The following is a 13,288-nucleotide window of genomic DNA, read 5'->3' as shown; positions in this document are numbered from 1 at the left end:
GAGGACCTCTTCGATGTTCAGCACTGTTCTGGTCGCGAACCGGGGCGAGATCGCGGTCCGGGTCATCCGCACCCTGCGGGAGCTCGGCGTCCGTTCCGTGGCCGTCTTCAGCGACGCCGACGCCGACGCGCGCCACGTACGGGAGGCCGACACGGCCGTCCGCATCGGCCCGGCGGCGGCCGCCGAGAGCTACCTGTCGGTGGAGCGGCTCCTGGACGCCGCCCGGCGCACGGGCGCCGAGGCGGTCCACCCCGGCTACGGCTTCCTCGCGGAGAACGCGGCCTTCGCCCAGGCCTGCGCCGACGCCGGACTGGCCTTCATCGGGCCGCCCGCCTCCGCCATCTCCCTGATGGGCGACAAGATCCGGGCCAAGGAGACGGTGAAGGCGGCGGGCGTGCCCGTGGTCCCCGGCTCCTCCGGCAGCGGCCTGTCGGACGCCGAACTCGTGGCGGCGGCCGAGGAGATCGGCATGCCGGTGCTGCTCAAGCCCTCGGCGGGCGGCGGCGGCAAGGGCATGCGGCTGGTGCGCGAGGCCTCCGTACTGGCCGAGGAGATCGCGGCGGCCCGCCGCGAGGCGCGCTCCTCCTTCGGCGACGACACCCTCCTCGTGGAGCGGTGGGTCGACCGGCCCCGGCACATCGAGATCCAGGTGCTCGCCGACGCCCACGGGAACGTGGTCCACCTGGGCGAGCGCGAGTGCTCGCTCCAGCGCCGCCACCAGAAGGTCGTCGAAGAGGCTCCGTCGGTCCTGCTCGACGAGAAGACCCGGGCGGCGATGGGTGCGGCGGCGGTCGAGGCGGCCCGCTCGTGCGGGTACGTCGGCGCGGGCACGGTGGAGTTCATCGTCCCCGGCGACGACCCCTCCTCCTACTTCTTCATGGAGATGAACACCCGCCTCCAGGTCGAGCACCCGGTGACCGAGCTGATCACCGGCCTGGACCTGGTGGAACAGCAGCTGCGGGTCGCCTCCGGCGGGGCGCTGCCCTTCACCCAGTCCGAGGTCCGCCTGACCGGCCACGCGATCGAGGCCCGTGTCTGCGCGGAGGACCCGGCGCGGGGGTTCCTGCCGTCCGGCGGCACGGTGCTGGCGCTGTCGGAGCCGTCGGGTGGTGCGGTCCGTACCGACTCCGGGCTGACGGCGGGCGTGCCGGTGGGGTCGACGTACGACCCGATGCTGTCGAAGGTCATCGCGTACGGCCCCGACCGGGCCAGTGCCCTGCGGGTGCTGCGGGGTGCGCTGGCCGACACCGTGATCCTGGGTGTCCAGACCAACGCGGGCTTCCTGCGGCGGCTGCTGGCCCACCCTGACGTGGTCTCCGGCGACCTGGACACGGGCCTGGTCGAGCGCGACCTCCCGTCCCTCCTCCCGGAGGGGGTCCCGGCCGAGGTGTACGCCACTGCAGCCCTGCTGGCGCAGGGACCCCGGGCTCTGCCCGGACCCGCGCCTCAAACGCCGGCGGGGCTGGGAGTGCCGGCGAGGCCAGACGGATGGGTCGACCCGTTCGACGCCGCCAGCGGCTGGCGCCTGGGCGGTATCCCCGCCTGGACCGTGCATCATTTCCGCCTCCCGGGCCAGGACCCCGTAGAGGTCCGCACCCGCCCCCTGGGCGCGGAGTCCGAGTGGCTGATCTCCGACCCCACCGAGGCACCTTCAGCCTCGCCGGCGATTGAGGCGCGGGGTCCGGGGCAGAGCCCAGGCGCACCGGCCCGCGGCCGCATCGTGACCCGCACCACCGACCGCGTCACCGTGGAACTCGACGGCGTGACGCACACCTTCAGCCACGCCACCTCCCCGGAGGGGACCTGGCTCGGCCGCGACGGCGACAGCTGGCACGTCCAGCGCCACGACCCCGTAGCCGCTCAGGGCGCGGCGAGCGCAGGCGCCGACACCCTCGCCGCCCCCATGCCCGGCACGGTCACCGTCGTCAAGGTGGCCGTCGGCGACAAGGTGGCGGCCGGCCAGAGCCTCCTCGTCGTCGAGGCCATGAAGATGGAGCACGTCATCTCCGCCCCGCACGCCGGCACCGTCACCGAACTCGACGTCTTCCCCGGCAGCACCGTCACCATGGACCAGATCCTGGCCGTGGTCACCCCGGACGAGGAGGAGGGCGCATGAGCGGCCTGCCCATGACCGTCCCGGCCCCCGGCCTCCCGGCCCGGGTGCGGATCCACGAGGTCGGTGCCCGCGACGGGCTGCAGAACGAGAAGGCCACCGTCCCGACGGCCGTCAAGGCGGAGTTCATCCACCGCCTCGCCGCCGCCGGCCTGGGCACGATCGAGGCGACCAGCTTCGTCCACCCCAAGTGGGTGCCCCAGCTCGCGGACGCGGAGCAGCTCTTCCCGCTGCTCCGCGACGTGGAGGCGGAGCTGCCCGTCCTGGTGCCCAACGAGCGCGGGCTCGACCGGGCGCTGGCCCTCGGGGCCACCCGGATCGCCGTCTTCGGCTCGGCCACCGAGACCTTCGCCTCCCGCAACCTCAACCGCACGGTGGCCGAGTCCCTGGCCATGTTCGAGCCCGTCGTGGCCCGCGCCAAGCAGGGCAAGGCGCACGTTCGCGGCTACCTGTCGATGTGCTTCGGCGACCCCTGGGAGGGGCCGGTCCCGGTCCACCAGGTGGTCCGCGTCGCGAAGGCCCTGCTCGACCTCGGCTGTGACGAGCTGAGCCTCGGCGACACCATCGGCGTCGCCACCCCGGGTCATGTCCAGGCCCTGCTCTCCGAGCTGAACGAGGAGGGCGTGGGCACCGACCGGATCGGCGTCCACTTCCACGACACCTACGGCCAGGCCCTGGCCAACACCCTCGCCGCGCTCCAGCACGGCGTGAGCACGGTCGACGCCTCCGCCGGCGGCCTCGGCGGTTGCCCGTACGCCAAGAGCGCCACCGGCAACCTCGCCACCGAGGACCTGGTGTGGATGCTCGACGGCCTCGGCATCGAGACCGGGGTCGACCTGGCCGCCCTCACCGCCACGAGCGTGTGGATGGCCGAACAGCTGGGACGTCCCAGCCCCTCCCGCACCGTCCGCGCCCTCTCCCACAAGGAGTAAGAGACTCATGTCCCTCGACCACCGGCTCACCCCCGAGCACGAGGAACTCCGCCGTACCGTCGAGGCGTTCGCGCACGACGTGATCGCGCCGAAGATCGGCGACCTGTACGAGCGCCACGAGTTCCCCTACGAGATCGTCGCCGAGATGGGCCGCATGGGCCTGTTCGGCCTGCCCTTCCCGGAGGAGTACGGCGGCATGGGCGGCGACTACCTCGCCCTCGGCATCGCCCTGGAGGAGCTGGCCCGCGTCGACTCCTCGGTCGCCATCACCCTGGAGGCCGGGGTCTCCCTGGGCGCCATGCCGATCTACCTGTTCGGCTCCGAGGAGCAGAAGCGGCAGTGGCTGCCCAAGATGTGCTCCGGCGAGATCCTCGGCGCCTTCGGCCTGACCGAACCCGGCGCGGGCAGCGACGCGGGCGGCACCCGCACCACGGCCGTCCGCGAGGGCGACGAGTGGGTCATCAACGGCTCGAAGTGCTTCATCACCAACTCCGGTACGGACATCACCGGTCTGGTCACGGTCACCGCCGTGACGGGCCGCAAGGCGGACGGCCGCCCGGAGATCTCCTCGATCATCGTCCCGTCCGGCACCCCGGGCTTCACGGTGGCCGCGCCGTACTCCAAGGTCGGCTGGAACGCCTCGGACACCCGTGAGCTGTCCTTCGACGGCGTCCGGGTCCCCCTGGCCAACCTGGTCGGCGAGGAGGGCCGCGGCTACGCGCAGTTCCTGCGCATCCTGGACGAGGGCCGGATCGCGATCTCGGCGCTGGCCACCGGCCTCGCGCAGGGCTGCGTGGACGAGTCGGTGAAGTACGCGAAGGAGCGGCACGCCTTCGGCAAGGCGATCGGCGACAACCAGGCCATCCAGTTCAAGCTGGCGGACATGGAGATGCGCGCCCACATGGCCCGCATCGGCTGGCGCGACGCGGCTTCGCGGCTGGTGGCGGGCGACCCGTTCAAGAAGGAGGCGGCGATCGCGAAGCTGTACTCCTCCACGGTGGCCGTGGACAACGCCCGCGAGGCCACGCAGATCCACGGCGGCTACGGCTTCATGAACGAGTACCCGGTGGCCCGCATGTGGCGGGACTCCAAGATCCTGGAGATCGGCGAGGGCACCAGCGAGGTCCAGCGCATGCTCATCGCCCGCGAGTTGGGGTTCACCGGCTAGGCACACGCGTCCGGACCGAGGAGGGGGCCCTGGGAACAGGGCCCCTTACCGTTTTCAGCCAAGGTTAGGCTAACCTTCCTTCCGACTGCCCCAGTGGCTCCGGAACGCACGAAAACGGACACCCTCATGCCCAAGTCCCCCACGTCCCCCCTCTCCCGCCGCGGCCTCATAGCGGCCGGCGGCGCCCTCGGTCTCGTCGCGGCGCTCACCGCCTGCGGCACCACCGAGGCGGCGAAGGGCGACGGCGGCACGGACACGGGCGCCGCGTCCGAGGCCTGGTCGTACACGGACGACCTCGGCACCGGGATCAGCCTCAAGTCCAAGCCGAAGAACGTCGTCGCCTACACCGGTACGGCCGCCGCGCTCCACGACTACGGCGTGCAGGTCAAGGGCGTGTTCGGCCCGACGAAGACCGCCGACGGCAAGGCCGACCCGAACGCCGGCTCGCTGGACGTCTCCAAGGTCGAGATCCTCGGCAACGTCTACGACGAGTTCAACGTCGAGAAGTACGCGGCCCTCCAGCCCGACCTGCTGGTCACCAACACCTGGGACGGGAGCCTCTGGTACGTCCCGGCGACCTCCAAGGACAAGATCCTCAAGCTGGCCCCGGCCGCCGCGATCGGCGTGGGCGGCAACGTCTCCCTCGACCGGGCGCTGGAGCGCACCGCCGACCTCGCCAAGGCCCTGGGCGCCGACCTGAACACCCAGAAGACCGCCGACGCCAAGGCCCGCTTCGAGGCCGCCGCCGCCAAGGTCCGCGAGGCCGTCAAGGCCAACCCGGGCATCAAGGTGCTCGTCGGCTCCGGCTCCGCCGACCTCTTCTACGTCTCCACCCCGAAGACCTCGGCCGACCTGAAGTACTTCCAGACCCTGGGCGTCGAGTTCGTCACCCCGGACGAGGACAAGCTGGACGCGGGCAACTTCTACGAGAGCCTCAGCTGGGAGAACGCGGGCAAGTACCAGGCCGACCTGGTCCTGCTCGACAACCGCACCGGCACCCTCCAGCAGGAGGAGCTGAAGGCCAAGCCCACCTGGACCGAGCTCCCCGCGGTGAAGGCCGGCCAGGTCGCCCCGCGCGTGACCGAGCCGATCTACTCGTACGAGAGGTGCGCCCAGATCCTCGAGGACCTCGCGAAGTCCCTCCAGAACGCCAAGAAGGTCAGCTGACCGCCGCGCCCGACCGCGCCGGACCGACCGACCGCATCCCAGGGGGGACCCTCCGCATGACCGCCACCGCGTCAGACGTCCCGGCCGCGCCGCACTTCCGGTTCTTCGCGCTCGAAGTGCTCCGCACCCGCCGCCTCGGCCACTCGTTCCTGCGGGTCACGTTCGGCGGCGAGTCCCTCGCGGACTTCCGCTCGGGCGGCTACGACCAGAGCCTCTCGCTCTTCCTGCCGCCCGCACACCAGGAACACACCGTGCTCCCCTCCACCGGCGAGGACACCTGGTTCGCCGCCTGGCGCGGGATGCCGGAGGAAGAGCGTCCGGTGATGCGCTCCTACACCGTGCGCGAGCAGCGCCGTACGCCCGAGGGGGTGGACGAGGTCGACATCGACTTCGTCCTGCACGGGTCCGCCGACCCCGCCTCCCGCTGGGCCGGGCGGGCGCTCACCGGCCGCCGGATCATGGCGATCGGACCGGCCGTCGCGCGGAACAAGTCCGTACGGTTCCAGCCGCCGGCCGACGCCGACGAGATCTGGATGTACGCGGACGAGACCGCCCTGCCCGCCGCGGCCGCGATCCTCGGCCGGCTGGCCGCCGGCGCCCGGGTCCGGGCCTGGTTCGAGGTGCCGCACCCGGACGACCGGCTCGCCCTGGCCGCCCCCGCCGACGCCGACATCACGTGGATCGTGCGCGAGGACACGGGCCCGGAGCGGACCGAGCGGGTGCTGGACGCGCTGCGCACGGCCGACGCGGACACCGGCGGCCCCGCCTCCGAGACCCCGTACATCTGGCTCGCGGGCGAGGCCGGGACCGTGCGGGCGGTGCGCCGCCACCTCGTACAGGTATGCGGCGTCGACCGGCGGGCCGTGCGCTTCACCGGCTACTGGCGGCTCGGGTCGAGCGAGGAACAGCTCCTCGCCGAGGCCTACTCGGGGCAGGCGCCCAGCGAGGAGCCGACCTCCGAGCTGTGACGGCGTGCGGGACAGGGCCCGATCAGCGGGACACGACCTACGACCACGGCACGTCCGGAGCCCGGTAGTAGGTGATGTCCTGGGCGTCCAGGCGGGGCGCCTGGGCTGCCAGGCGCTCGCGGTACGCCTCCCAGCCCAGCGACCCGGCCGGGGACCAGCCCAGTTCGGCCAGGCCGAGGACCCTCGGGAAGGCCATGAACTCCAGGTCCCCGCGGGTCGCGACGGTCTCCGTCCACAGCGGGGCCTCGACGCCCAGCACCGCCGACTCCGGAACCCCGGCCAGATAGGAGCCCGGGTCCCAGGAGTAGGACCGCTGCACCGGGACGTAACCCGCCCACGCCAGGCCCGGCTGGGTCTGCGCGTCGTACTTCATGTCCAGGTACAGCCGGTCCGCGGGCGACAGGACCACCGGGTGGCCGGACTTCGCCGCCGCCACCACCGCGGCCTTCTCCGCCGCCGGGGTCTTGTCGTGGCCCCAGTACTGGAGCACGGCGTCCTCGGCCGGGCGGGCCGCCGCCAGCTGGTGCCAGGCCATCACCTTCTTGCCGTGCCGGCCCACCACCGCCTGCGCCCGGTCCATGAAGGCCGCGTAGTCCGCCGCCGGGGTCGAGTGGGCCTCGTCCCCGCCGATGTGGAGGTAGCGGCCCGGCGTCAGCTCCGCGAGCTCACCGAGCACCTCGTCGATGAACTCGTAGGTGCGCTCCTTGCCGACGCACAGCGAGCTGAAGCCCACCTTGGTCCCGGTGTAGCGGGCGGGGGCCTTGCCGTCGCAGTTCAGCTCCGCGTACGAGGCCAGCGCCGCGTTCACGTGGCCCGGCATGTCGATCTCGGGGACCACGTCCACGTACCGCTCGCCCGCGTAGGCCACCAGTTCGCGGTACTCGTCCTTGGTCCAGTACCCGCCCGGGCCGCCGCCGACCTCGCTGCCGCCGCCGTACTCGGCCAGCCGCGGCCAGGAGTCGACCGCGAGGCGCCAGCCCTGGTCGTCCGTCAGGTGCAGGTGCAAGGTGTTGATCTTGTACTGGGCCAGCTGGTCCACGTACCTCTTCACCTGTCCGACCGTGAAGTGGTGCCGGGCGATGTCGAGCATCGCCCCCCGGTAGGCGAACCGCGGCCTGTCGGTGACCGTGCCGCCGGGCACCGTCCCGGGCCCCGCCACCGGGACCAGCTGCCGCAGCGTCTGCCCCGCGTGGAAGAGCCCCGCCGGGGTGCGTGCGGTGAGGGTGATCCCGGCCGGGCCGGACTCCAGCCGGTACCCCTCGTCCCCCACCCCCTCCGCCTCCTCGTCGAGCCGGAGCCGGATCCCGTCCCCCTCCGCCCCGTCGACCACCGGCAGCCGCAGCCCGCTCGGCCCGCGCAGCTGCTCGGCGAGGAGCTCGCCGACCTGGCGGACCTCCTCCCGCGATCCGGGGCCCGTACGGATGACCGTGCCGGCCCCGAAGGCGTAGCCGGGGCCCCCGGGCCGTGCGGAGGCCGGCGCCGGCAGGAGCCGTTCGTAGGGGGCGAGGTCGGCCGGGCGCCGGTCGCCCGGTCTGGCGTCGTCGCCGTGGGCGGCGGTACAGGCGGTGGCCAGGAGCGGGGCCAGACCGAGAACGAGGGGGCCGAGGAGGGTGCCGAGCGCGCGTCGCAGGACTCTCATGCGCCCAGGTATAGGCCACATGAGCCGTTCAGGGCGGTGCGAGAATCGTCGGATGGCGGAAATCATCCAGAAGGACGGCACGTGGACCTTCGACGGGGACACGGTGCGCATCGTGCCGGGCCGCGACAAGGGGGTGGGCCTGCTGCGCCAGAACCTCGGTGAAGTGGCGGTCCCGCTGCGGGCGGTGGCGGGCATCAGCTACGAACCGGGCCGCAAGGCGGGCCGGCTGAGGCTGCGGCTGCGGGACGGCGCGGACCCGCTGCTCCAGGTGACCGGCGGACGCCTGGCGGAGTCCTCCGACCCGTACCGGCTCACGGTGGAGGCAGACCGGACGGGGGTGGCGGAGTACTTCGTGGACGAGGTGCGCAACGCGCTGCTGCTGGAGCAGGTGGAGAGCGGCCCGGTGGACACGTACCTGCTGCCGGGTCCTTCCGTCCCGATCGCGGTGAGCGCGGGGGACGGGACGGTGGCCTTCGACGGGGACCGGCTGCTGCTGGAGTGGAACTGGAAGACCGAGGACGCCAAGAGCTCCGGCGGGGCGCGCTCGTTCCGGGTCACGGACGTGAAGACTGTGGAGTGGTTCCCGGCGGCGGGGCTGGAGAACGGCTGGCTCCGCTTCACCCTGGCCGGTGCGACGGCCTCGGCCCCCGCCCCCAAGTACGACCCGCACGCGGTGGAGCTGTTCGGCTTCAAGAAGGACCCGCTGATGGCGCTGGTCGCGGCGGCGGTGGCGGTACGGCTGCCCCATCCGGCGACCGCACCGGCCGAGGCGGCGCCCGAGCCGGTCGCGGCCCTGGCCATGGCGGCGGCCGGGGCGGCCCGGTCCGCGGAGGAGCCCGTCGACCACGACTCGCTGCTGCGGCGGCTGCGCGAGCTCGGTGAGCTGCACCAGTCGGGCATCCTCACGGCCGATGAGTTCACAGCGGCTAAACAGGCCGTTTTGCGGCGTTTCTGACCGGATCCATCCATTCCGCTGGTCCAGACCAGAGAGATCCTGCCCGGAATCGGGCAGGATCTTTGCATTCGACGGTGGGAGCGGCCAGTATCTACGAGTGCTCGATCGCCGCCCGTCCCATGACGACCTCGTCGACCACCTGGTGCGCAGCACCGCGCTGCAGCGCGGGGAAGCCGCCCGGGTGGTGCTCGACGTGCTGGCGTACTTCGACGAGACGACCGAGGACTTCGTCCGCCGCCGCCACCGCGAACTGCAGTCCGGCGGAGCGGTGAACGCGGAGATCTTCGAGCGGATCGCGGCCGAACTGCCGCACCGCGCCGTGGCGCCCCCGGAGCTCTCGCTCCGGCAGCTGCGCCGCATCGTCTACGGCTGAGCCCGTGGCCGCCCGGCGGCCGCGAGGCGGGTACACGAACCGAACTTCAGGAGGGGCAGAACCGTATGTGTGGAATCGTCGGTTACATCGGCAAGCGTGACGTGGCACCGCTGCTGCTGGAAGGCCTGCAGCGCCTCGAATACCGCGGCTACGACTCCGCGGGCATCGTCGTCAACAGCCCGAAGGCCGGCGCCCTGAAGGTCGTCAAGGCCAAGGGCCGGGTCCGCGAGCTGGAGAGCCGCGTCCCCAAGCGCTTCGCCGGCACCACCGGCATCGCCCACACCCGCTGGGCCACGCACGGCGCCCCGAGCGACATCAACTCGCACCCGCACCTCGACCCCGAGAACAAGGTCGCCGTCGTCCACAACGGCATCGTCGACAACGCCTCCGAGCTGCGCGCCAAGCTGGAGGCCGAGGGCGTCGTCTTCGTCTCGGAGACCGACACCGAGGTCATCGTCCACCTGATCGCCCGCTCCCAGGCCGACTCCCTCGAGGAGAAGGTCCGCGAGGCCGTCAAGGCGATCGAGGGCACCTACGGCATCGCCGTCATGCACGCCGACTTCGCCGACCGCATCGTCGTCGCCCGCAACGGCTCCCCGGTCATCCTCGGCATCGGCGAGAAGGAGATGCTCGTCGCCTCCGACGTTGCCGCGCTGATCGCCCACACCCGCCAGGTCGTCACCCTCAACGACGGCGAGATGGCCACCCTCAAGGCCGACGACTTCCGCACCTACACCACCAGCGGTACGTCGACCACCGCCACCCCGGAGACCGTGGAGTGGGAGGCCGCCTCCTACGACATGGGCGGCCACGACACGTACATGCACAAGGAGATCTCCGAGCAGCCCGACGCGGTCGACCGCGTGCTGCGCGGCCGGATCGACGACCGCTTCAACACGGTGCACCTGGGCGGCCTGAACCTGGACCCGCGCGAGGCGCGCGGCATCCGCCGGGTCAAGATCCTGGGCTGCGGCACCTCGTACCACGCCGGCCTCATCGGCGCGGGCCTGATCGAGAGCCTGGCCCGCATCCCCGCGGACGCCGAGCCGGCCTCCGAGTTCCGCTACCGCAACCCGGTCGTGGACCCCGACACCCTCTACATCGCCGTCTCCCAGTCCGGTGAGACCTACGACGTGCTCGCGGCCGTGCAGGAGCTCAAGCGCAAGGGCGCCCGCGTCCTCGGCGTGGTCAACGTGGTCGGCTCCGCCATCGCCCGCGAGGCCGACGGCGGCGTGTACGTGCACGCCGGCCCGGAGGTCTGCGTGGTCTCCACCAAGTGCTTCACCAACACGGTGGTGGCCTTCGCGCTGCTGGCCGTGCACCTCGGCCGGATCCGGGACCTCTCGGTCACCGACGGCAAGCGGATCATCGAGGGCCTGCGCAAGCTGCCCTCGCAGATCGAGGAGATCCTCAAGGGCGAGGAGGACATCAAGAGGCTGGCGGCCGAGTACGCCGAGGCCAAGTCGATGATGTTCATCGGCCGGGTCCGCGGCTACCCGGTGGCCCTGGAGGCCTCCCTCAAGCTCAAGGAGATCTCCTACATCCACGCCGAGGCCTACCCCGCCTCCGAGCTCAAGCACGGTCCGCTCGCGCTCATCGAGCCCGCGATGCCGACGGTCGCGATCGTCCCCGACGACTCGCTGCTGGAGAAGAACCGCGCCGCGCTGGAGGAGATCAAGGCCCGCAGCGGCCGGATCCTCGCGGTCGCCCACCGCGAGCAGGAGAAGGCCGACCACACCATCCTCGTGCCCAAGAACGAGGACGAGCTGGACCCGATCCTGATGGGCATCCCGCTTCAGCTGCTGGCGTACCACACGGCCCTGGCCCTGGGCCGGGACATCGACAAGCCGCGCAACCTGGCCAAGTCCGTCACGGTCGAGTAGGCGGAACAGGAACGGCCCCCCGGGATTCCCGGGGGGCCGTTCCTGTTTCGGCTACCGCTACCGCTACCCCTGGCGCTGCCGCTCCTGCTCGCGCCGTACGCCGCTCAGCTCGCGGCGACCGCCCCGCGGCCCGAGGCCCTGCCCACCGCCATGGGCCAGTGCGCCAGCGCGGCCGTGGCCCCGTACCAGGCCAGCAGCCCGGAGACCGCGGCCACCCAGCCGGCCACCTTGCCCAGGGAGCCGCTGTCGGCGAAGGCGCCTATCGCCAGCAGCAGCAGGGAGAGGGTGAACAGGCCGTACACGCCCTGTCCGAACAGTCCGCTCGACGCACCCAGCGTGAGGGTGAGGCCGAGCAGGGCGAACAGGACGAGGAACATTCCGGCGGCGTCTGCCGAAACCTTTCCGTCGGCCCCCGCGGCCCAGGTGAACCAGAAGGCGCCGAGGCCCGCGAACGCCGTGCCGTTGAAGCCGTTGCCGCCGCGGAATTCGAGGACTCCGAGGACGAACAGGGCGATGCCGCCGACGTAGGTCGCGAGCGACACGGAGTTGGCCGCGCTCACACCGTCGATGATTCCGGTGTGGCCGATACCGAACGCGAGAAGGGTGAGACCCAGGGCGATGTGCCCGAGGGTAGAAGTCGAGGCCGTGCTTCCCGCAGAGACACCATTGTCCACGGCGGGCTCCCTTCGATCTGCAGTTGTTTGCTGCGTCCCAGCAGCATTTATCTACCCTTTACACGGGGGCACAACCGCACAACCGGCTTAACAGAGGGTCACGGAATGACAACAACAGGTCGCTGTGCGCGCTTGGCCAGCCGGCCCGCCACCGAACCGAAGATCCGGCCCACGATCCCGTGCGTCGAGCCGACCACGATGGCGTCGGCCGAGTACTCGCGGCCGACCTCCTCCAGCTCGTGGCAGATGTCCCCGCCCCGCTCGACCAGGATCCACGGCACTTCGGCCAGGTAGTCCGCGCAGGCCAGCTCCAGCCCCAGCACCTCGGTGCGGTGGTCCGGCACGTCCACGAAGACGGGCGGCTCGCAGCCGGCCCACACCGTGGTGGGCAGCCGGTTGGCCACGTGCACGATGATCAGACCGGATCCGGAGCGGCGGGCCATCCCGATCGCGTACGCGAGGGCGCGCTCACTGGACGTGGATCCGTCGAATCCCACAACGACTCCGTGCCGGAAGGCCGGATCGCAGGGAAGACGTGTCTGTTCCACCGCACGCAGATCGGCGGCCGACGCGGGGTCGGCGAGCCGCTTGCGCTTGCGGTCCGCGGGTTCGGGGGATTCGTGACCGGCCATGGGTATCTCGGCGAAGAGGTCCTTGGAGGAAGCAACAGGGGCGAAATTCGGCGACGCTGGGTAACGGAGCTCTGTCCGGGAAGCATCTTCCCAAGCCCATACCCACCAGGGTACGGCCACACTCCTGTCCTGCACAGGGCTTGCCGCCCTTGGAGAGCGTCCCAGGGAGCATGCCGGAGCGAGCGCGCCTTGGCAATGTCCGCTGCCCCCTACAGCCAGTGACGAGTGCGGGCCGAGCCACCCGTGCGCGCAGTGACCGAGCCCCGCCGCGGGACGTTGGACAGGCGTCCGACCGTCCAGGAAGAGCCCGCAGGGAGCACGCCGTGCCCGGCCATCCGGTACACCCCGTCCAGCCCGCCCAGCCGACTCAAGGCCTCCGGTCCGTCCGGTCCGCGCACCATGCCCCGTATTTCGCCCCGCCCCCGCTTCACTCGTCCGTGCACCCCGCCAGGCGTCCCCATGACGACCCCGCGGGTGACGTGGTGCGCTGGGCCGTCTTCAGCTGCCTGCTCGTCCCCGTGGTCCTCGTCGTCTACGGAACCTCCTTCGGCGGGGCGGCGGTCGCCACCCTCGGCCTGTTCGCCGTCACGGCCGCCTGCCGGGTGCTGCTGCGCCACTCGGAGAAGACGGAGCGGGCCGCGGCGCCGGTCCGGGCGGAGGTGCAGCAGCCGTCCGGTGCGCGCGGGCGGCACTCGCGGGGCGGGGCCGTCGCCCACCGGGGGTGCCACGGCGTCGTCGTCGACTACACGCCCTCTCAAGACTGACTGGTTCGCACACCCACACC

12 protein-coding genes are annotated in these 13,288 nt (G+C 71.9%); 9 read left to right on the top strand and 3 right to left on the bottom strand.

The window, feature by feature from the left end; all coding sequences use genetic code 11:
- Positions 1-13: 13 nt before the first annotated feature.
- From OG447_RS12635 to OG447_RS12615, 5 genes are all read left to right on the top strand, one after another.
- On the top strand, positions 14-2,116 hold the full coding sequence (locus OG447_RS12635) for a biotin carboxylase N-terminal domain-containing protein (RefSeq protein ID WP_266936580.1): 2,103 nt from the start codon (positions 14-16) through the stop codon (positions 2,114-2,116).
- On the top strand, positions 2,113-3,045 hold the full coding sequence (locus OG447_RS12630; RefSeq protein WP_266936579.1) for a hydroxymethylglutaryl-CoA lyase: 933 nt from the start codon (positions 2,113-2,115) through the stop codon (positions 3,043-3,045). The genes OG447_RS12635 and OG447_RS12630 overlap by 4 nt, the downstream gene beginning before the upstream one ends.
- A gap of 7 nt (positions 3,046-3,052) precedes the next feature.
- The gene (locus OG447_RS12625; RefSeq protein ID WP_266936578.1) at positions 3,053-4,213 is read left to right on the top strand and encodes an acyl-CoA dehydrogenase family protein; all 1,161 of its coding nucleotides are present in this window, start codon (positions 3,053-3,055) and stop codon (positions 4,211-4,213) included.
- Positions 4,214-4,339: 126 nt separating this feature from the next.
- Positions 4,340-5,380, top strand: a complete 1,041-nt coding sequence (locus OG447_RS12620) for an ABC transporter substrate-binding protein (protein WP_266936577.1) — start codon at positions 4,340-4,342, stop codon at positions 5,378-5,380.
- Positions 5,381-5,436: 56 nt separating this feature from the next.
- Positions 5,437-6,348, top strand: coding sequence for a siderophore-interacting protein (locus tag OG447_RS12615; RefSeq protein ID WP_266936576.1), 912 nt, complete (start codon positions 5,437-5,439; stop codon positions 6,346-6,348).
- Between the two features lie 37 nt (positions 6,349-6,385).
- On the opposite strand, the gene OG447_RS12610 is transcribed toward OG447_RS12615, so the two are convergent.
- A complete protein-coding gene (locus tag OG447_RS12610) occupies positions 6,386-7,987 on the bottom strand; it encodes a beta-N-acetylhexosaminidase (protein WP_266936575.1) in 1,602 nt (533 codons plus the stop codon).
- A 52-nt stretch (positions 7,988-8,039) separates the two neighbouring features.
- On the opposite strand from OG447_RS12610, the gene OG447_RS12605 reads away from it, so the two are divergent.
- The 3 genes from OG447_RS12605 (at position 8,040) to glmS (ending at position 11,198) form a co-directional block, all read left to right on the top strand.
- Positions 8,040-8,942, top strand: a complete 903-nt coding sequence (locus tag OG447_RS12605) for a DUF4429 domain-containing protein (RefSeq protein ID WP_266936574.1) — start codon at positions 8,040-8,042, stop codon at positions 8,940-8,942.
- Between the two features lie 97 nt (positions 8,943-9,039).
- Entirely contained in the window at positions 9,040-9,315 is a 276-nt protein-coding gene (locus OG447_RS12600) for a hypothetical protein (protein ID WP_266936573.1), read from the top strand.
- Positions 9,316-9,380: 65 nt separating this feature from the next.
- Positions 9,381-11,198, top strand: a complete 1,818-nt coding sequence (gene glmS, locus OG447_RS12595; protein WP_266936572.1) for a glutamine--fructose-6-phosphate transaminase (isomerizing) — start codon at positions 9,381-9,383, stop codon at positions 11,196-11,198.
- 104 nt (positions 11,199-11,302) lie between these two features.
- Here glmS and OG447_RS12590 read toward each other — a convergent pair whose 3' ends face one another.
- Entirely contained in the window at positions 11,303-11,872 is a 570-nt protein-coding gene (locus OG447_RS12590) for an acetate uptake transporter (protein WP_266936571.1), read from the bottom strand.
- 98 nt (positions 11,873-11,970) lie between these two features.
- Positions 11,971-12,504, bottom strand: coding sequence for a universal stress protein (locus OG447_RS12585; RefSeq protein ID WP_266936570.1), 534 nt, complete (start codon positions 12,502-12,504; stop codon positions 11,971-11,973).
- Positions 12,505-12,941: 437 nt separating this feature from the next.
- Between OG447_RS12585 and OG447_RS12580 the strand changes: the two genes are divergently transcribed.
- Positions 12,942-13,268 (top strand): hypothetical protein, encoded by a 327-nt coding sequence (locus OG447_RS12580; protein WP_266936569.1) that lies wholly within the window; start codon positions 12,942-12,944, stop codon positions 13,266-13,268.
- Positions 13,269-13,288 lie beyond the last annotated feature (20 nt).

Source organism: Streptomyces sp. NBC_01408 (assembly GCF_026340255.1).
GTDB lineage: Bacteria > Actinomycetota > Actinomycetes > Streptomycetales > Streptomycetaceae > Streptomyces.
The sequence above is the reverse complement of the archived record's forward strand: the minus strand, read 5'-3'. Positions and strand labels throughout refer to the sequence as shown.